At 52.7% G+C, this 18,250-nt stretch carries 18 protein-coding genes and 1 tRNA gene; 7 read left to right on the top strand and 12 right to left on the bottom strand.

Features of this window, described 5'->3' with window-relative positions; translation table 11 throughout:
* Nucleotides 1-32: 32 nt before the first annotated feature.
* The 7 genes from ACYJL1_RS03485 to rplU all read right to left on the bottom strand — a co-directional run bounded on the left by ACYJL1_RS03485 (nucleotide 33) and on the right by rplU (nucleotide 5,866).
* Nucleotides 33-629, bottom strand: a complete 597-nt coding sequence (locus ACYJL1_RS03485) for a nicotinate-nucleotide adenylyltransferase (RefSeq protein ID WP_460897918.1) — start codon at nucleotides 627-629, stop codon at nucleotides 33-35.
* 47 nt (nucleotides 630-676) lie between these two features.
* Nucleotides 677-1,972, bottom strand: a complete 1,296-nt coding sequence (locus ACYJL1_RS03480; RefSeq protein ID WP_460897051.1) for a glutamate-5-semialdehyde dehydrogenase — start codon at nucleotides 1,970-1,972, stop codon at nucleotides 677-679.
* 3 nt (nucleotides 1,973-1,975) lie between these two features.
* A complete protein-coding gene (gene proB / locus ACYJL1_RS03475; protein ID WP_460897050.1) occupies nucleotides 1,976-3,172 on the bottom strand; it encodes a glutamate 5-kinase in 1,197 nt (398 codons plus the stop codon).
* Between the two features lie 8 nt (nucleotides 3,173-3,180).
* A complete protein-coding gene (gene obgE, locus ACYJL1_RS03470; RefSeq protein ID WP_460897049.1) occupies nucleotides 3,181-4,215 on the bottom strand; it encodes a GTPase ObgE in 1,035 nt (344 codons plus the stop codon).
* A 155-nt stretch (nucleotides 4,216-4,370) separates the two neighbouring features.
* A complete protein-coding gene (locus ACYJL1_RS03465) occupies nucleotides 4,371-4,973 on the bottom strand; it encodes a GNAT family N-acetyltransferase (RefSeq protein WP_460897048.1) in 603 nt (200 codons plus the stop codon).
* Between the two features lie 119 nt (nucleotides 4,974-5,092).
* Nucleotides 5,093-5,365, bottom strand: a complete 273-nt coding sequence (gene rpmA, locus ACYJL1_RS03460; RefSeq protein WP_115054309.1) for a 50S ribosomal protein L27 — start codon at nucleotides 5,363-5,365, stop codon at nucleotides 5,093-5,095.
* 24 nt (nucleotides 5,366-5,389) lie between these two features.
* Nucleotides 5,390-5,866 (bottom strand): 50S ribosomal protein L21, encoded by a 477-nt coding sequence (rplU, locus tag ACYJL1_RS03455; RefSeq protein ID WP_008121909.1) that lies wholly within the window; start codon nucleotides 5,864-5,866, stop codon nucleotides 5,390-5,392.
* Nucleotides 5,867-6,194: 328 nt separating this feature from the next.
* Here rplU and ACYJL1_RS03450 point away from each other — a divergent pair.
* Nucleotides 6,195-6,284: transfer RNA gene (locus tag ACYJL1_RS03450), tRNA-Ser, on the top strand.
* Nucleotides 6,285-6,325: 41 nt separating this feature from the next.
* On the opposite strand, the gene ACYJL1_RS03445 is transcribed toward ACYJL1_RS03450, so the two are convergent.
* Together ACYJL1_RS03445 and ACYJL1_RS03440 are read right to left on the bottom strand one after the other, a co-directional pair.
* Entirely contained in the window at nucleotides 6,326-7,669 is a 1,344-nt protein-coding gene (locus ACYJL1_RS03445) for a sigma-54-dependent transcriptional regulator (protein ID WP_460897047.1), read from the bottom strand.
* 2 nt (nucleotides 7,670-7,671) lie between these two features.
* On the bottom strand, nucleotides 7,672-9,528 hold the full coding sequence (locus ACYJL1_RS03440) for a sensor histidine kinase (protein ID WP_460897046.1): 1,857 nt from the start codon (nucleotides 9,526-9,528) through the stop codon (nucleotides 7,672-7,674).
* 246 nt (nucleotides 9,529-9,774) lie between these two features.
* Between ACYJL1_RS03440 and ACYJL1_RS03435 the strand changes: the two genes are divergently transcribed.
* Nucleotides 9,775-11,109 (top strand): dicarboxylate/amino acid:cation symporter, encoded by a 1,335-nt coding sequence (locus tag ACYJL1_RS03435; RefSeq protein WP_460897045.1) that lies wholly within the window; start codon nucleotides 9,775-9,777, stop codon nucleotides 11,107-11,109.
* Between the two features lie 94 nt (nucleotides 11,110-11,203).
* On the top strand, nucleotides 11,204-12,706 hold the full coding sequence (locus tag ACYJL1_RS03430) for an argininosuccinate lyase (RefSeq protein WP_460897044.1): 1,503 nt from the start codon (nucleotides 11,204-11,206) through the stop codon (nucleotides 12,704-12,706).
* A 46-nt stretch (nucleotides 12,707-12,752) separates the two neighbouring features.
* On the opposite strand, the gene ACYJL1_RS03425 is transcribed toward ACYJL1_RS03430, so the two are convergent.
* Nucleotides 12,753-12,932 (bottom strand): hypothetical protein, encoded by a 180-nt coding sequence (locus ACYJL1_RS03425; RefSeq protein ID WP_460897043.1) that lies wholly within the window; start codon nucleotides 12,930-12,932, stop codon nucleotides 12,753-12,755.
* A gap of 63 nt (nucleotides 12,933-12,995) precedes the next feature.
* Nucleotides 12,996-13,283, bottom strand: a complete 288-nt coding sequence (locus ACYJL1_RS03420) for a DUF6074 family protein (RefSeq protein ID WP_460897042.1) — start codon at nucleotides 13,281-13,283, stop codon at nucleotides 12,996-12,998.
* A gap of 256 nt (nucleotides 13,284-13,539) precedes the next feature.
* Here ACYJL1_RS03420 and ACYJL1_RS03415 point away from each other — a divergent pair, with 256 nt between their 5' ends.
* The 3 genes from ACYJL1_RS03415 (at nucleotide 13,540) to ACYJL1_RS03405 (ending at nucleotide 16,257) form a co-directional block, all read left to right on the top strand.
* Entirely contained in the window at nucleotides 13,540-13,986 is a 447-nt protein-coding gene (locus ACYJL1_RS03415; protein ID WP_460897041.1) for a hypothetical protein, read from the top strand.
* 62 nt (nucleotides 13,987-14,048) lie between these two features.
* Entirely contained in the window at nucleotides 14,049-14,849 is an 801-nt protein-coding gene (locus ACYJL1_RS03410; protein ID WP_460897040.1) for an SDR family NAD(P)-dependent oxidoreductase, read from the top strand.
* A gap of 157 nt (nucleotides 14,850-15,006) precedes the next feature.
* Nucleotides 15,007-16,257 carry an aminopeptidase gene (locus tag ACYJL1_RS03405; protein ID WP_460897039.1) on the top strand — a complete coding sequence of 417 codons (1,251 nt, stop codon included), beginning with the start codon at nucleotides 15,007-15,009 and terminating at the stop codon, nucleotides 16,255-16,257.
* A 333-nt stretch (nucleotides 16,258-16,590) separates the two neighbouring features.
* Here ACYJL1_RS03405 and ACYJL1_RS03400 read toward each other — a convergent pair whose 3' ends face one another.
* On the bottom strand, nucleotides 16,591-17,694 hold the full coding sequence (locus tag ACYJL1_RS03400) for a saccharopine dehydrogenase family protein (protein ID WP_460897038.1): 1,104 nt from the start codon (nucleotides 17,692-17,694) through the stop codon (nucleotides 16,591-16,593).
* A 121-nt stretch (nucleotides 17,695-17,815) separates the two neighbouring features.
* Here ACYJL1_RS03400 and ACYJL1_RS03395 point away from each other — a divergent pair, with 121 nt between their 5' ends.
* On the top strand, nucleotides 17,816-18,244 hold the full coding sequence (locus tag ACYJL1_RS03395; protein WP_460897037.1) for an Lrp/AsnC family transcriptional regulator: 429 nt from the start codon (nucleotides 17,816-17,818) through the stop codon (nucleotides 18,242-18,244).
* Nucleotides 18,245-18,250: the final 6 nt, after the last annotated feature.

The raw sequence follows: 18,250 nt of genomic DNA, 5'->3' as shown, positions 1-18,250 counted from the left end.
CATCATCTTGATCTAACCAGCAACAGATTATTTCAGCTGCCTTTTTTTACTTTGCCGTTGCGTATTGCCGTAGAGGAGAGCAACGACCTTGGCCCATGAATGAATGTCCATGCAGGCGCTCTCGAGCGTGTCAACAAAGGAGCATCATCTTCATCAATACGGGCATAATCAAAAGTCTTGGCCATACGCGACGAAAGAAATGCCAGCGTTGATCCGGGGCGGTCGATGACGGCGATCGGAAAGGTCGAGGCAATCTGCTGCCAACGCTGCCAACGATGAAAATCTGCCAGACTATCCGCACCCATTATCCATACGAAATGCACGCCTGGATTACGCAGTTTTATCAGCGCCAGCGTATCGGCTGTATATCGAATATGGTGAGCCGCCTCAAATGCGGTAACTTTCACCCGTGGATCATGAATCAGCGCTTCACACTTTTCCAAACGCTCAGACAGCGGCGCCAGCTCACGCTTGTCCTTCAGCGGATTTCCGGGCGTGACAATCCACCAGAGCTGGTCGAGCTTCAGCCTGCGCATGGCTATTTCTGCAACCAAGGCATGCCCTGCATGCGGAGGGTTGAACGACCCACCAAACAAACCAACAGCCATGCCCTTTTCGACAAAAGGCATGCGCAGATGCGCATCGCTAATGCCGGAAATGCTCGCTGCTCGAAACGTCACGGACGTATCTGACCAGTACCGCGGACACGATATTTGAACGAAGTCAGTTGTTCGACGCCAACGGGACCGCGCGCATGCATCTTTCCGGTTGCGATACCAATTTCGGCGCCCATGCCAAACTCACCGCCATCAGCAAACTGTGTCGATGCGTTATGCAAAAGAATCGCTGAGTCGATTTCGTTGAAGAAGCGTTCCACGACATTCTGGTCCTCTGCAATAACAGCTTCCGTGTGATGCGAGGAATAGTGATTGATATGCTCCAAGGCTCCATCAATACCATCGACCAGTTTCACGGAAATGATCGCATCCAGATACTCGGTTGACCAATCCGTTTCCGTCGCCGCTTTCGCATTTCGATAAAGCCCGATGACCTGCGCGTCACCGCGAATTTCACAACCGGCCTCAGCGAGATCATCCAGCAGAGGTGTAAGATGCGTTGGTGCAATCAGACGGTCCACAAGAAGCGTCTCGGCAGATCCACAAACGCCTGTCCGGCGCATTTTGGCATTCACAACGATCTTGCGCGCCAGCTCAAGGTCAGCTGATCCATCAATATAGACATGGCAGAGCCCTTCCAGATGCGCAAAAACCGGAACGCGTGCCTCTGATTGAACACGGGCCACCAGGCTCTTGCCACCACGGGGGATTATAACGTCGAGATTGCCATCGAGACCTTTGAGCATTTCCCCAACGGCACTACGATCTGTCGTTGACACCAATTGGATTGCATCGCGCGGCAGTCCCGCCGCTTCCAGACCGTCTGAAAGTGCTGCATGGATCGCACGTGATGAATTTGCCGAATCCGAGCCGCCGCGCAAGATAACGGCATTGCCGGACTTGAGACAGAGCGCTCCAGCATCGGCGGTCACATTTGGGCGGCTTTCATAAATCACACCGATAACGCCGAGCGGAGTACGAACGCGCTCAATGTGCAGACCATTAGGTCGATCCCATTGTGCAATAACTTGGCCGACTGGATCAGGTAATTCAGCAATAGTGCGTATACTTTCGGCGATTCCTCTGATCCGTTTTTCATCAAGTTTCAGCCGGTCAAGCAACGCAGGGGTCATTCCTGCAGCTGTGCCATCAGCCATATCGCGCTCATTGGCTTGCAAAATTTCGACTTTGCGGCGCTCGATAGAATCTGCCATTGCCAAGAGTGCTGCAGTCTTAACTTCCGGCGATGCTATAGCCAATGGACGCGCAGCAGCTCGCGCCTTGCGGCCGGTTTCAGCCATCAATTCAACAATGGCTTCAGCTTCCGAAGTGTTCGCACCGGTACGTGTCAACATTTTCTACTCCTTCGCAACAGCAAGGCGCTTTGCTGCTCGCACCACCAGATCATCGCGGTGTATCATCGCTGAACGGGCATCATATCCCAGAATTTCCGCAATCTCGTTCGTCTTGCGTCCAGCAATTTTTAAGGCATCTGCCGCATCATAGGCGATGAGACCCCGCGCTGCCTCATGACCATCAGGCCCCACCACGGCAACAGTATCACCGCGCATGAATTGCCCATAAATTTCGCGAACCCCTGCCGCCAATAGCGATTTTCCCGATTTCAGCGCAACGAGTGCTCCCTCGTCAATCACCAATCGTCCCGATGGTTCCAGATTACCGGAAATCCACGTTTTCCAAGCATTTACCGGCGAAGCACTTGCTCTGAATAAAGTCGCGCGTTCACCATCATCAATGGCCTTGAGCGGGTTCAACCGCGTGCCCGAAGCAATAATCATCGCCGTGCCCGCAGCATTTGCGATCTTGCCGGCATCAAGTTTTGTTTTCATGCCGCCGCGTGAATATTCGGAAGCCGCCGCTCCTGCCATGGCCTCGATATCGGGCGTAATTGCCTCGACCATTGGTATGAATTGTGCATCCGGGTTCTGATGCGGCGGAGCCGTATAGAGCCCATCAATATCCGAAAGCAGGATCAAGAGATCAGCGCTCATCATCGTTGCAACACGAGCGGCAAGGCGGTCATTGTCACCGTAACGAATTTCCGTAGTCGCCACCGTGTCATTTTCATTGATGACCGGAACGGCCTTCAATCGCAACAATGTACTGAGCGTAGCGCGTGCATTGAGATATCGTCGCCGCTCTTCCGTATCAGCCAGTGTGAGCAGGATTTGACCTGCACGCAGGCTATGCCCACTCAAGACCTCGGCATAAGCCTTTGCCAGTTCGATTTGTCCTGCAGCCGCAGCAGCCTGGCTTTCTTCCAGCCGCAAAGCACCTTTCGGCAGACCGAGCACGTTTCGGCCAAGGGCGATTGCACCCGACGAGACAATCATCACTTCCACACCGGAGGCGGCAAGTGCCGCTACATCGGCACCGAGGCTTTCCAGCCATTGCCGTTTCAATCCGCTGGTCCTGTCAACAAGCAGTGCCGAACCGATTTTCACGACGATTCGCCGATAGGCGTGCAACTTTGGCAAGTTGTTTACCACCACCTGCTCGCCGTCACTGCGGTATTGTGTGGATTTCACGGACATTTCGGCACTCAATACTTGTAACGGTTGTCGTCCTCTACGGGCGCTTCCGATTTTCGGGAATCCAGAATAATCGCCGACAAGGCGCGCAATACCTGCTCAACACCTTCGCGGCTAACCGACGACAAGAGCATCGGCTCAACACCGGACGCTTTCTTCAATGCCGCAATCTTCTTCTTCCGCGCCGCCGCATCCAACGTATCTATTTGGCTCAAAGCGACAATTTCAAGCTTTTCAGCAAGGCCACCGCCATAGGCTTTCAGCTCATTGCGAACAGTCTTGTACGCTTCGGCAACATTTTCTTCTTGAGCCGAGATCAGATGCAAAAGGACGCGTGTCCGCTCTACGTGACCAAGGAACCTGTCACCGATGCCGACGCCCTCATGAGCACCTTCGATCAAGCCGGGGATATCGGCAATAACAAACTCACGAGCGTCGACCCGCGCGACGCCAAGGTTAGGATGTAGCGTTGTAAAGGGATAATCGGCGATCTTGGGCTTGGCAGCCGTGACACTGGCAAGAAATGTTGACTTGCCGGCATTGGGCTTGCCGAGCAACCCTGCATCAGCGATCAGTTTCAGTCGGAGCCAAAGATTGCGTTCCTCACCCTCAAGGCCCGGATTGGCACGACGTGGTGCCTGATTGGTCGAAGTCTTGAAGTGCGCGTTACCAAAGCCGCCATTGCCACCCTTGGCCAGACGATAGCGCTGTCCTACGGCTGTGAAGTCAACAATCAAAGTTTCATTGTCATTCTCGAATATCTGCGTGCCAACCGGCACTTTCAAAATGACGTCCGCGCCCTTGCCACCGGTCATGTCCCGGCCCATGCCATGCATGCCGGTCTTTGCCTTGAAATGCTGCTGATAGCGATAATCAATCAGCGTATTCAAGCCATCGACAGCTTCGGCCCAGACATCACCGCCACGACCGCCATCGCCACCATCGGGACCACCAAATTCCAGGAATTTTTCACGGCGAAACGACACCGAACCGGCACCACCGTCGCCGGAGCGGATATAGACTTTCGCCTGATCGAGAAACTTCATGGAATTTCAGTCCTTTTGTGTCGCTCGCAGGCAATACAGCAATTCCAGCGAGAATAAAACTGGCCAGTTCCCGGCGTATGGCCGTTCGGGAACCGGCGCTTTGATTTTTGATAGGCGGAGCCGGAAGTCATACCCCGGCATTCACCATACCTGCATTAGGAGGTCCAACTCCGAAGACCAATCCAGGTACGCCGGTCCAGCATATAGCGCTCCACCGGAACATTTCCCGCATTGATGGAATCCATCATACCGGTATTGGTATACTGGAACCCGCTTTTATAGAGCACCCGGCGCGATGCAATGTTTGACACGCGGCACGAAGCGTAGAGCTTTTCCACCTGCGTTGCGCGAAACACCAGATCCACCAACGCATGAGCAGCTTCGGTCGCATACCCCTTGCCCCAATGTGGCTCACCAAGCCAGTAACCTATCTCCAGTTCGTCTTTGCCTGCACCACGTCGATAATTGATGCCGCAACAACCGACGAAGGTTCCAGTTTGAGCAAGGGTAATAGCGTAGACGCATTTGCCAATCTCGCCCGCATTGGCGCGGCGCACGAAATCAACCGCATGGGCTTTTGTGTAGGGGTGCGGCATGCGTGACAGCATTTCTGCCACACGCAGATTATCGGCAAGATTGGCAATTGCATCCACGTCCTCAATGTGAGGCGCGCGCAAAACGAGGCGTTCCGTAACGAGAACCGGACAGTCTATCAGATCCAGCCGCTCATCTTCTTCTTCAAATATATCAGCAACCATTTTTCATTCCTCCAGATACGAAAAGGGAGACGGGTAGTGCCCCATCTCCCTTTGATCTTTTGGCGGTTGCCATTTTTTCACCGGGTCCGATGGGACGCCGGTGCTTCAAGCATGACCGGCTATTCTGCTGCTTCGGCGATCGGGGTGACGATCGACACGAAACTACGGCCGTTGGCTTTGGTACGGAAAGAAACTGTGCCTGCTTCAAGCGCAAACAGAGTGTGGTCCTTACCAAGACCAACATTGACACCTGGGTGCCATTTGGTGCCACGTTGACGAACGAGAATGTTGCCAGCAAGAACGCGCTCGCCGCCGAACTTCTTCACGCCAAGGCGCTTTGATTCTGAATCACGACCGTTGCGTGACGAACCACCAGCTTTTTTGTGTGCCATGGGATTGCTCCTTTAAACCTGTTCTTATTCGCCCGAAGCGGGCTTCTCAGCCTTGGCAGCAGCCTTCTTGGGCGCAGCCTTGGCCTTTGGGGCGGCTTTGGTCTCTGTCGCGTCAGCTGCAGCAACTTCTGCCTTTGCAGGCTTCTTGTTGGCCGGCTTTTCAGCGGCAGTCTTCGAAGGCTTCGCACCACCGGTGAGGATCTCAGCGATACGGATCGTTGTCAATTCCTGACGATGACCGCGTGTGCGCTTCGAATTCTGGCGACGGCGCTTCTTGAAGGCGATAACCTTGCGTGCGCGGCCCTGCTCAACAACTTCGGCTGTGACCAGCGCGCCGCTGACAACAGGAGCACCGATTGTTGCATCGGCACCAACGCCGACCATCAGAACTTCTGCGAACTGTACGATATCGCCAGCATTGCCGGAAACTTTTTCGACCTTGAGTAGGTCATTGGCGGCAACGCGATACTGCTTACCACCGGTCTTGATGACTGCGAACATTTTGTGCCCTTTCGGCGTTCGGTTCGGTTTTCTGCCGATTTCCCGGCAATAACCGTCTTTTTGTCAGTCGTGACAGATTGATCGAAAGGCACTTTTATCCATAAGAACGAAGGTACCCGAATTCAAAAACAAACGGCGCGGAGAATCCCCCACGCCAGTCGTTGGGCGCTTATAAGATCAGGATCGACGTGGAGTCAAGAAATTTAACGCAAAATTGCTCTTGTATCTGCGCGCTTTGCCCGCTATCAAGCGCGTCGCACGCTCAAGCCAAGCCCTTTGGGGCATCGCGGCACTATAAATACGGGGTCTCGACGTTGATCCCAGACGCGGAGAGGTGGCTGAGTGGTTGAAAGCACCGCACTCGAAATGCGGCATGGGGGCAACTCCATCGGGGGTTCAAATCCCTCCCTCTCCGCCATATACAACCTTTGGCCGTAAGGCTCCCCGCGATCTGGAGCATTAATTGCCAGCAACGTAATCTGACCGGTCGATTCCGTGACGCTGTAGTTTGTCATAAAATGTCTTCCGGGGGATGCCCAGTGCTTTGATGGTAGAGCGCACATCACCGCCATTTGCTGCCAAGGCTTGCTGGATGAGCCGTACCTCATATCGCTCCATGGCTTGCGGCAAACTCGAACCATCACTTTCAATGTCTGATTTTGTCGTTTCGATATTATCAAGACCAAGTGCTGTTCGTTCTGCAAAATGCACCAGTTCCCGCACATTTCCGGGCCAGTTATGTTCCATGAGATAGGAACGCAGTGCCGCTGTCGTCTCAGGCGCATCTGTCTTAAATCTTGCAGAAGCGCGATGCAGAAAATGCGTAAACAGAAGCATGATGTCATCGCGTCGCTCACGGAGCGGGGGAATTGAAACAGTCACGACATTGAGCCTGTAAAACAGATCTTCGCGAAAATTGACGCGCTGATCAGCGCTTCCAAGATCAACCTTGGCCGCAGCCACCACACGTAAATCGACCGGTCGATGATCGTTGGTACCAAGTGGTGTAATTTCCCGGCTTTCCAGAACGCGCAAAAGCTTCACCTGGGTTGAAAGTGGCATGCTCTCAATCTCGTCGAGAAATAAGGTTCCGCCGCTTGAGTGCTCGATGCGGCCGACGCGCCTTTTCTGGGCACCTGTGAAGGCTCCAGCTTCGTGGCCAAAAAGCTCACTCTCTATGACTGTTTCCGGTAGCGCTCCACAATTGAGAGCAACAAAATTCCCCTGTTTGCGCCTGCTCCATTCATGCAAAAGTCCGGCAACAACCTCTTTTCCGGTCCCTGTTTCGCCGGCAACCAATACGTCTACATCGGCACCCGCCACATGGCGCAGGGTCTTTCGAAGATTTTGCATAACCGGTGTTTGGCCAATGAGCGGCAAGGACTCGTTCATGCTTTCCACTGCCAGCCGCAATTGCCGGTTTTCCATAACCAGCCGACGCTTCTCTAACGCTCGCATTATACTTTGTACGAGGCGATCGGCAGGATAGGGTTTGGCAATAAAATCATAAGCGCCTTTATGGATCGCCTCGACAGCCATATCAATATCACCATGTCCGGTAATCAGGATGACCGGCAGATCAGAGTCCATTTCCTGCAAACGCCGAAACAGTTCAAGTCCGTCCATGTGGGGCATTCTCACATCGGTAACAACGACACCCGGAAAGTCCGGCGTCAGGAATCGCAAAGCAAGCATTGCATTGGAAAATGACTGCACCTTGAATCCCGCCAATTCAAGCGTCTGGCAATTTGCCGCACGAAGGTCATCATCATCTTCAACAAAGGCAACATGATTTGAATCCATAGTCAGATTACCCTTTTCAGATGCACGGTGAACTCGGTTCCGGCAGAGCTGCTTTCAACCTCAATGTGTCCGCCATATTCGGCGACAATGTCATGGCAAATCACCAGCCCGAGTCCCAGCCCCCGATCCTTGGATGTGTTGAATGGTGTAAAAAGCATTTGCATGATTGAATCCGGTATCCCCGGCCCATTGTCGGCAACAATCAATCGCAGTTCGTCTTCGTCAATCGAATATCGAACACTGATCTTGCTGGTCGGCCCGCCTTCTGTCGCCTCAAGCGCGTTTTGCATGAGATTGATCAGAACTTGTTCGAGCCGGATGCGGTTGCCATAGACCCTCACGTCAGGCGGCGGCATTTCAGTCAGGATTTGTCCGGCACGCTGGCGAAACCTGCTCCCTAGAAGCAACATCGCACCCTCAATGATATCACTGACACTGACCGGACCAGACTCCCCGGTGCCTTTGCGGGAAAAGGTCCTGAGTTCGTCTGTGATACTTCCTATGCGCTCCGTGAGCCCGGCAATTGCCTTCAGATTGTCCTTGGCAGGGTCGACCTGATTGCGGCCCAAAAATGTCGCAGCATTATCAGCATAGGATCGGATTGCAGCCACTGGCTGGTTGATCTCATGGGCAACCCCCGCAGTCACTTGACCTAGAATCGCCAAGCGGTTCGCCTGCACAAGCTCCAACTGTACCGACTGAAGTTTTGTTTCCGTTTTCTGACGCTCTTCCGCTTGCATGACCAGTTCGGCATGCGCCGCACTCAAATCTGCAGTTCGGGCAGCGACACGACGCTCAAGTTCGATCCGGGCCACCTCCTGCTCATGCGCGCGGCGCAACGCCAACCCGCGGCGGCGAAGGAAGAAAGCCGTGAAACCCAGCAGAGGGGCAAGGAAGAGCAATGTAATCAACCGGGCCGTACGGACCGATTCGGTCACCGTTGGCGCAGCCGGCGTCAAGGATTGCAGTTTCCAGCTTGTGGTCGGGACCGGCGTTTGAACCCGTACAAACTCTCTTCGGGACGGGGCACCCGGCAATCTTGCTCGAACGATATCCGGCTGCGCTTCTGGTATGGCCGGAGAAATATCCAGCGCCTCCAATGGTGCTCCACCAAATTGCAGGCTTTCGCGAAGCGGCCCCATGCGCTCAGCGGGAATGACAGTTTCTGTCATAAAACGCCAGTCGGGGAAACTTGTGACCAGCACGATACCACGTTGATCCAATACCAATGTCGGATCGCTGTTACGGCGCCAATCCGCCTCAATCTCATCGAATTCCAGCTTAACGACGATGACACCCAACGAACCCGTCGGCCCATCGATACGTTTTGAAATATAAAGCCCAGGCCGCTTGCTGACCGTGCCAAGGGCATAGTGTTCTGCACTGCCGTTTCGAATTGCGCGTGTGTAATAGGGCCGAAAACTGTAATTTGTTCCAACGAAACTGATGGGCTCGTTCCAGTTGCTCGCGGCGATAGCCAGTCCGTTCGCATCAAGTAGGTAAATCACTGCTGAACCAGTGCCTGCAATGAGACTTTCAAGCTTATGATTGAGACGTTGCAGCTGGCTTTCACTGCTGGTGGAAAGCGCATTGATAACGTCCCTGTCCTGTGACAGGACAAAAGGAACTGCTCTTTGCTTTTCAAGTACCGTACGCAGCAGGACAGCATTCAATTCGGCTGTACTTCGTGCACGTTCCGTTACAATTTCATACCCCCGTTCGCGGCCAACATTACCCGCCACGAAAAGCGCTACGATGATGATCAGCGCCGCTAAGAAGATCAGAACAGCCTTGTTTTTCCAACCAGACACGTCGGTCGAATGAGAAGGCTCAGGCAATTGCTCCGGATGATCATCCATAACGCGATGTGTGCATATATTCGCACAGAACACAACATTGTTGTGCGATATATCGCACAATTCTGCATCTACAAGAAAGAAACCCACACATATATTCTAATAATTTCAATTGGTTATGGAAATATCACCCAACTGGCACGCCATTTGCAATCGTGGAAGCAAGGACGGTCTACCCGTCTTTCTAACAGAGCCTGGGAGGCTAGCAGGTTGGTCCTGTCAGACGAGGCTCGCATCATGGAGGAAGTCATGAGTCCGGTGACATTAACCACGGCCAATGCTGGCCCGCAGCCATCAACAAAGGCTCCAATCTATAGCCATTTATATTTTCAGGTACTTGTTGCCATCGCGATCGGCATCGCGCTTGGGCACTACTATCCCGATATCGGAACCAGCATGAAGCCTCTCGGCGATGCTTTCATCAAGCTGGTAAAAATGATCATCGCCCCGGTCATTTTTCTGACCGTATCCACCGGCATTGCCGGAATGAGTGATCTTAAGAAAGTCGGCCGCGTTGCTGGCAAGGCCATGATCTACTTTCTGACGTTTTCGACGCTCGCCTTGATCGTCGGACTGGTCGTTGCCAACGTGGTTCAGCCAGGCGCAGGCATGAATATCGACCCCGCCTCGCTCGATCCAAAGGCTGTTGCCACTTACACGCAGCAAGCGCATGAGCAGAGCATCATCGGATTTCTGAACAATATCATCCCGACCACGATTGTCGGCGCTTTCGCATCCGGCGACATTCTGCAGGTACTGTTCTTCTCTGTGCTGTTTGGTCTCTCGCTCGCCATGGTCGGTGAAAAGGCCGAACCGGTAACCAACTTACTTCTTTTGCTTTCAGCGCCAATCTTCAAACTCGTTGCCATATTGATGAAGGCTGCACCCATCGGCGCATTTGGCGCAATGGCGTTCACCATTGGAAAATATGGCATCGGGTCTGTCGCCAATTTGATCATGTTGATCGGCACATTCTACCTGACGTCACTCTTGTTCGTTATTGTCATTCTGGGCGCGGTGGCCTGGTATAATGGCTTTTCCATCTTGGCCTTGATCCGCTACATCAAGGAAGAGCTATTGCTCGTACTTGGCACAAGTTCTTCTGAAGCAGCGCTGCCGACTTTGATGGCAAAAATGGAAAAGGCAGGCTGCAAGAAATCCGTGGTTGGCCTTGTTATCCCGACCGGCTATTCTTTCAATCTGGACGGCACAAACATTTACATGACCTTGGCCGCCTTGTTCATCGCTCAAGCGACAAACATCGACCTCAGCATGTCGGATCAGATTCTGCTTCTGCTTGTTGCAATGCTCAGCTCCAAAGGCGCTGCCGGTATCACCGGTGCCGGTTTTATTACTCTTGCAGCAACGCTTTCTGTTGTACCTGCCGTTCCCGTTGCTGGCATGGCGCTGATCCTGGGCATTGATCGCTTCATGTCAGAATGCCGCGCTTTAACCAACCTCGTTGGCAATGCTGTTGCGACGATTGTCGTGGCGCGTTGGGAGGGCGAACTCGACAAAGACAAGCTGGCTCAGGCGCTCAACGGCGAGTTGGTTGAAGAAGACGCTCTGGTCTTGGCGAATTGATTATTCAATTCGCTTTCTTGTCGATGTAATAAAAGAGTCCTGCGGTACACCATTTTTCCCCACTCCGGTGTCACCGCAGGCGCCGGGAGGTTTCATGAAAGCGATTCTTTATGCAGTGACATTGGCTGCAAGTGTTCACAGCGGTGTAGCATTTGCTGCCGAGCAACCACCAAGAGATGAATTCTTCTGGTTGGGTATGATCAATAAGACAACGATCATCATCAACTCCGAGGAAGGGTTGTTAGACAAGAATCTAACGCCAAAGATTACTGCCGGACTAAAAAAGGTTCTCACAGACGGCGCTCAACCGGGGGCAAAGCGACCCTCTACCGTCATCTCATTCGAGCCTTTGCTCATTGAAGCAGCCGGTCCGGAGGTCACCCTCATCCATGCCGGACGTTCAAGTCAGGATATGCATGCGACATACAGAGCCGCTATTTTGCGAGATGATCTTTTAAGGCTCGCAGATCAATTGGACAAGACAACAAGCACTATGGTTGATCTTGCAGAGCGCCATGTCGATACAATCGTACCCAACTATACCAACGGCGTAGCGGCTCAACCCAATAGTTTCGGTCACTACCTGCTTGGCCATGCAGCGGGTCTGGAACGCGATGCACAACGTATCAGGGAAGCTTATGCCCGAATCGACAGAAGCCCGATGGGGACAACTGTACTGAACGGCACAAGCTGGCCGCTCAACCGTACCCGCATGGCGGATTATCTTGGTTTTGGTGGCATTGTAGACAATGCTTATGATGCCTCACAAATATCATCCGTAGACGAACCGGTTGAAGTTGGAGCGATCGTCACGAGCATCGCGCTCCATACGGGACAATTTGTCGAAGATATGATGACACAATATGCGCAGCCCCGGCCCTGGATATTGCTGCAAACAGGGGGAGGCAACACATATGTCTCCAGCGCCATGCCTCAGAAGCGCAACCCTGGAATTTTGAACTCCACAAGGCAAGCCGCTTCCACGGCAGTAACATTGGCAATGGGGCCCATTATCCAAGCCCACAATATTACGCCCGGCATGCCCGATGCCAAAGACGTGGATGCCAACACGGAAGTCGTCGAAAGCGCCATCAAAGCGCTGGAAGGCTGGGAGAAAATACTCCGCTCATTGGTGATTGATCCGGACCGTTCACTTGAAGAGCTAAACAGTGATTGGACTGCATCGCAAGAATTGGCTGATGTTCTGATGCGCAAATATAAACTGCCTTTCCGAGTCGGGCATCACTTTGCTTCCGAGATTGTGGATTTTGCCAAATCACAAAACATCAAGCCACTCGATTTTCCCTATGCAGAGGCCAAGCGAATCTATGCTGAAGCTGTAAAGGGATCGGACTTTGCCAGCGAACTGCCTATGAATGAGGAGGAGTTTCGAGCCACACTCGATCCCGTGGCAATCGTGAAGAATCGTGCCACCATCGGCGGGCCACAGGCCAGGGAAATGGCCCGAATGATCAGGGCCGCCAAAGAGAAAATCGTTCTACAGGAAGCTTGGGTAGCTGAGAGGCAGCATGCGATCACTACGGCGCTTGAACGCTTGGATGATGATTTCGACAAACTTTCCACAAGCGCGAAATAAACAGCTATTGGCGCTGCTATTTTAGGCTTAGCGGGCCATAAACCCATCATTCATCATCACAGATACCGAGGTTTTCGAGATCTTTCCGGCCAGCAGCCAGAGCTTCGTCCTCGGTATCGTGCGGTCCCATCAAAACACCAGTTTCACCATCGACAACGACGACATAATACCATTTATCGTCGCTCTTCTTGTCGGCTTGGATGTAGCATCTCTGTTCGCATGTCATGCGGTATCTTCATGTATCGAAATGCCAAATGCAAACTGTGCCGCGCCTTGGCCGATACACCCGTCAGTAAACGGAGCGGTCTCCATAAATGCCGCTTGGATCATACATCTGGAACATTTCCAGCTCCACTGCGCTGAAAAATGCGCCCACTTCCTCGTCCTGTTCGTCTTCAGAAAGACCAATACGGGCCAGATGTTCGAACAGACCATCAGCAACCCTATTTCGGTAAGCTTCTTCATGGCGACCGTTCTTTTCTCTCAGTTTGGTCGCGACTTCACGAACCGTCGCTAGCCTCTTCGTCAGAGGAAAAGGGATTATCTGGCAACCCATCGCAGATTCAATTTTTTGCATGCTCGCTTATTCCCAAACGGCATTTGCCGCGTTTGCATTGATTCGCACGGAAGAATACGGGCAAGGTTCCTAACAATTTGTTCAGCATATTTTTGAGGCAAAAAAATCAATGTTTTCAAACGTTACGTAACATAAAACAGCAATCTGCCGGGTAACAGATTTGTGCGTAACAGCACCCGAATCTTGCCCGTTACGGCATGCAGGCCTATCACTTATGGGTAAGTGATTCGTTTGTTAACGGCGTAGATACTCATATATGGCACTCAGTAACGCAGAACGGCAAAGACGGCATCGTGAACGGCAGAAGCAAAAACTAGCAGCCGTCGCTCCCGATATCGCTATGCAATATGAAAATGTCGGGGCTGATCTACGCGAAAAACTCTATGCTCTGATTGATGCGGAGAACGCAGCAAGACAGCGCGCGGCAGCAGGAAAACCAATCGAGCTTACCGATTTCCGACGCGTCATTCTCGACATAGCCCTCAATGAAAATCAGTCGTCGATCGTCGACGAAGCGCGAATGATACTATTGAAAGCACTTTCAATGGGCGAGAGTTCAGAAAGAGAGATCATTGAGGCCCGCCGTCAAAAGTCCGCAAAGGCAATCGTCAAGCCTGATATGCGGGTATCGCCAGAAAGCCGCCTGTCCAAGGAACAAATAACGCCGCTTCCTCATTATCTGCGTGTTCCCAATTTCGGCTGATTGCCCAGTTCAACGGGTGACGCCGTGAAAAGCCGCTTCTCCAACAATCGAGGACGACTGTCATGACCCATCCTGCGTTATCCGAGTCCAGTGTTGCCGTAATTACCGGAGGGGCCTCGGGAATTGGTTTGGCGGCTGCAAAGCATTTTGCTGGTTTGGGCATGAAAGTCGCCATTGCCGATCTGGGTGGCGAGAAGTTGGAGGGCGCGCAGCGTGAAGTTGCCGGTCAGCATTCAGCCCGGCCGGACAATGTCATTGCAATTGCAACGGACGTGACGCGAGCCGATGACCTGCGGAACTTGAAACAGACTGTCGATGAGAGATTCGGCGGCACTGACATTTTGATGAACAATGCGGGCATACAGCCGGGAAGCAGCGTTTTCGATGTGAACAATTGGGATCGTATTATTGCGACCAACCTTATGGCCATCGTTCACGGCTGTCAGATATTCAGTCCCGCAATGATTAAGCGCCGAAAGCCAGGCCTGATTATCAACACGGGGTCGAAACAAGGCATAACCACACCGCCTGGCGATCCCGCTTATAATGTATCGAAATCAGGCGTAAAAACCTTTACGGAGGCGCTCCAGCACGAGTTACGCAACACAAAAGATTGTTACGTAACCGCACATCTTTTCATTCCCGGTTTTGTCTACACGGCCCTGACAAAGGGGGATCGCACCGAAAAACCTGCTGGCGCATGGACACCAGAACAGACGGTTGATTTCATGTTGAAGAGCGTTGCCGCCGGTGATTTTTACATTCTGTGCCCTGATAATGACGTCACGCGCGATCTGGACGAGAAGAGAATTCTTTGGGCGGCAAATGATATCATCCAGAACCGTCCACCGCTTTCACGATAGCACCCCGATTTTGAATCTCCGTTCGCCAATTTTCTTAAAAAGAGCACCTGACAGTCAGGTCAGCCGCGAGATTGGATAAATCCAAACTATCGGCTTGAAGAGCGTAGCAAGCGCACTCTATGCTGGCGCAGAAACTCTTGAACCGCATGGGCATACTATGAATTCACCTCAAAAAATTCCGACCGTTGATCCAGTCAAGCTCGACCGACTGGGTGAAGTCGCCGTGAAAATCGGACTGCAATTGCAACCGGGACAAGACCTTTTGATCACGGCGCCACTTGCAGCCTTGCCCCTCGTTCGCCGCATCACCGTGCATGCTTATAAGGCGGGTGCGGGGCTGGTAACAACGTTTTACAATGACGAAGAAACAACGTTGATGCGTTATCGCAATGCGCCGAACGATAGCTTTGACCGTTCCGCAGGCTGGCTTTACGAAGGCATGGCGAAAGCGTTTTCTGCCAACACAGCCCGCCTCGCCATCGCGGGCGATAATCCCATGCTTCTTGCGGCGGAAGATCCGGAGAAAGTAGCACGGGCAAATAAAGCGCAATCAAAAGCCTATCAACCGGCGTTGGAAAAAATTGCTGGCTTCGACATCAACTGGAACATCGTTTCATATCCGAATCCATCTTGGGCAAAGCAAGTCTTTCCAGACCAGGACCCTGAGACGGCTGTCTCAATGCTTGCCGATGCTATTTTCGCCGCATCGCGGGTGGATATTGATGATCCGGTCAGTGCGTGGCGTGATCATAACGCAGCACTGCTCAAGCGCAGGGAGTGGCTGAACGGCCTGAACTTCGCGTCCCTCAACTTCAAAGGCCCCGGGACAGATCTGATTGTAGGTCTTGCCGACGACCATGAATGGCAGGGCGGTGCCTCCACAGCCAAGAATGGCATAAGCTGCAATCCCAATATTCCAACTGAGGAGGTGTTCACCACCCCGCATGCGCTTCGGGTTGATGGCCACGTATCCAGCACCAAGCCCTTGTCGCATCAAGGTACTTTGATCGAGAATATTCAGGTCAGCTTTGAAGGCGGCAAGATCGTGCAAGCCAAGGCGACGCGCGGCGAGGAAGTGTTTAATAAAATTCTCGGAACGGATGAGGGCGCGCGCCGCCTCGGGGAGGTTGCGCTTGTTCCGCATTCCTCACCGATTTCGGCTTCGGGATTGCTGTTCTTCAATACGCTGTTCGATGAAAATGCTGCAAGCCACATAGCACTCGGCCAATGCTACTCAAAATGCTTCATCAATGGCGGAGAATTGACCCCGGACGAGGTAGCATCGAAGGGCGGCAATAAGAGCCTTATTCACATCGACTGGATGATCGGGTCCGGTGAGATCGACGTAGACGGCATCCATAAGGATGGTTCAACTGTTCCCGTTATGCGCAAGGGCGAGTGGGCCTAGAGCGGAGAACATTCAAATGGAACCAGTTCTGTTTCTCGGATGGCGAGAAAATCCACGAGAAAGGTGGCGAGGTCGATGTCTTTCCATCGTCCGACGCCGCCTGACAAAGTGGTTGGCCGCCAGCCGGAAACCCAAAGGGCCGGGTGAATTCGGACCAAATCCATCGGGCTTCGACATCGTCCGATGGAAAGGCATCGGCCTCGCCAAATCTCTCGACCTTGTTCACGAATTCCCTCCGGCAGAACGATTCCATTTGGACGTTCTCCGCTCTAAAACCTGCAATAAGAATCGCCACCGCGAAGGCGGTGGCAATCTGTTTGATCTAAAACACTATCAGGCGACGAGACGTCCGGCAGTTTCGGTCTGGGCATAAGCCCTGCCGAAGCGGTTGGCCAAAAATGCGTCAAGTGCGATGTCTTCCTGCTTGATGAAGCCCTGTTGTGGAAGGTCGCCCTTGGCAAGCATGTCCAGAACGGCGCAAATGGCCGATGCAGTGGTGATCTGGATACCGCTGTAAAGCTGCGCTCCGATATGGCCGCTATAGACCTTGTTCGCATAGGTCTCCTGCAACAGACGACCCTTCTTGCGACCACTGACTGTTACAAAAATCACGACCACATCCTGCATGGTTGATGGCAAAGCGTTTTCAAGAATGTCCTTGAACACATCGCGGCGATCACGCAGCCCGAGATCGTTCAGCAAGGCCTTCATGATCGCGGCATGGCCCGGATAGCGGATTGTACGATAGTTGAGCGTACGCACCTTGCCTAGGAGGCTTTCGCACAATGTGCCAAGACCACCGGACGTATTGAAGGCTTCATAGGTGACACCATCGAGCGAAAATTCTTCGCGCTCTTCAAGTGGCGGCACTTCAGTCAATTCGCCATCGACGATCGCTTCGCATGGCTCGCAATATTCATTGATAACGCCATCTGTTGACCAGGTAAGATTGTAATTGAGCGCATTGGATGGATATTGCGGCAGCGCACCGACACGCATGCGAACGCTTTCAAGCGTATCGAAGCGTTTGGCCAAATCATTGGCAACGATGGAGATGAACCCGGGAGCGAGGCCGCACTGCGGAATGAATGCGCTCTTTGCTGTTGTGGCCAACTGCTTGACAATCCGCGTACTGGCAACGTCCTCGGTTAAATCGAGATAGTGGACACCGGATTTGGCAGCCGCTTCAGCAATGCGCGTGGTCAAGTGGAAAGGCGCAGCGCTCAGAACGGCGAATTTGCCGTCCAGCACTTGTTCAAGCGCACCGGCTTCGGCAATTTCGATACAGCTGGTAGCTACATTCGCCGAGACTTCCAGTGCATCCAATTGCGTCTGCGCGCGATCAACCACGGTTACGTGGTAGTCCCCGGTCTCGCTCAGCAAATTGGCAATCGTTCCTCCGATTTTACCGGCACCTACAACGACGATCTCTTTCATGTGATTTCCCTGAATATGCATAAACCTTTCGGAATTTTCTCATATTGTTCGGCGGAATGCAGTGTATATACTGACGATATAACTTGTTAATTTAGTCAATATGCCGAATGGATTTGTCATTATGCTGACACAAGCCGATCATGCCTTGCTTTCCCTGCTTCGGGAAAACGCACGGGCTTCCACTGCCGATCTTGCACGCAAGCTCGGGCTATCACGCACCACAGTGCAAAGCCGTATCGAGAGGCTCGAAAATCGTGGGATGATACGCGGCTACAGCGTTCAGCTATCACCGGAGTATCAGCAGAATTTGGTCAAGGCCCACGTTCTGGTCACTGCTTTGCCTAAGTTTGCCGTGCGGGTTGAGACCTCACTTCGCAAAATACCATGGGTCAGAACCCTGCATTCGGTCAGCGGACAGTTCGACATGATCGTTATTGTTGAGGCCCCGTCGATTCAGGAGCTGGATAGATTGCTCGACGAGATTGGCGCACTGGAGGGCGTTGAAAGAACAATGTCATCAATCATCCTTTCCACACGCATAGAACGCTAAATCTGA

It is taken from the genome of Phyllobacterium sp. K27, assembly GCF_054796155.1.
The sequence above is the reverse complement of the archived record's forward strand: the minus strand, read 5'-3'. Positions and strand labels throughout refer to the sequence as shown.

Excerpts from the sequence above, each read along its gene's own strand:
- ACYJL1_RS03415 (WP_460897041.1), top strand. The coding sequence starts at position 13,540 with ATGGCACTCAGTAACGCAGAACGGCAAAGACGGCATCGTGAACGGCAG.
- ACYJL1_RS03420 (WP_460897042.1), bottom strand. The coding sequence starts at position 13,283 with ATGCAAAAAATTGAATCTGCGATGGGTTGCCAGATAATCCCTTTTCCT.
- ACYJL1_RS03465 (WP_460897048.1), bottom strand. The coding sequence starts at position 4,973 with ATGGTTGCTGATATATTTGAAGAAGAAGATGAGCGGCTGGATCTGATA.
- ACYJL1_RS03425 (WP_460897043.1), bottom strand. The coding sequence starts at position 12,932 with ATGACATGCGAACAGAGATGCTACATCCAAGCCGACAAGAAGAGCGAC.
- rplU (WP_008121909.1), bottom strand. The coding sequence starts at position 5,866 with ATGTTCGCAGTCATCAAGACCGGTGGTAAGCAGTATCGCGTTGCCGCC.
- ACYJL1_RS03440 (WP_460897046.1), bottom strand. The coding sequence starts at position 9,528 with ATGGATGATCATCCGGAGCAATTGCCTGAGCCTTCTCATTCGACCGAC.
- ACYJL1_RS03395 (WP_460897037.1), top strand. The coding sequence starts at position 17,816 with ATGCTGACACAAGCCGATCATGCCTTGCTTTCCCTGCTTCGGGAAAAC.
- ACYJL1_RS03435 (WP_460897045.1), top strand. The coding sequence starts at position 9,775 with ATGAGTCCGGTGACATTAACCACGGCCAATGCTGGCCCGCAGCCATCA.
- ACYJL1_RS03485 (WP_460897918.1), bottom strand. The coding sequence starts at position 629 with ATGCCTTTTGTCGAAAAGGGCATGGCTGTTGGTTTGTTTGGTGGGTCG.
- proB (WP_460897050.1), bottom strand. The coding sequence starts at position 3,172 with ATGTCCGTGAAATCCACACAATACCGCAGTGACGGCGAGCAGGTGGTG.
- ACYJL1_RS03400 (WP_460897038.1), bottom strand. The coding sequence starts at position 17,694 with ATGAAAGAGATCGTCGTTGTAGGTGCCGGTAAAATCGGAGGAACGATT.
- ACYJL1_RS03405 (WP_460897039.1), top strand. The coding sequence starts at position 15,007 with ATGAATTCACCTCAAAAAATTCCGACCGTTGATCCAGTCAAGCTCGAC.
- ACYJL1_RS03445 (WP_460897047.1), bottom strand. The coding sequence starts at position 7,669 with ATGGATTCAAATCATGTTGCCTTTGTTGAAGATGATGATGACCTTCGT.
- obgE (WP_460897049.1), bottom strand. The coding sequence starts at position 4,215 with ATGAAGTTTCTCGATCAGGCGAAAGTCTATATCCGCTCCGGCGACGGT.
- rpmA (WP_115054309.1), bottom strand. The coding sequence starts at position 5,365 with ATGGCACACAAAAAAGCTGGTGGTTCGTCACGCAACGGTCGTGATTCA.
- ACYJL1_RS03480 (WP_460897051.1), bottom strand. The coding sequence starts at position 1,972 with ATGTTGACACGTACCGGTGCGAACACTTCGGAAGCTGAAGCCATTGTT.
- ACYJL1_RS03410 (WP_460897040.1), top strand. The coding sequence starts at position 14,049 with ATGACCCATCCTGCGTTATCCGAGTCCAGTGTTGCCGTAATTACCGGA.
- ACYJL1_RS03430 (WP_460897044.1), top strand. The coding sequence starts at position 11,204 with ATGAAAGCGATTCTTTATGCAGTGACATTGGCTGCAAGTGTTCACAGC.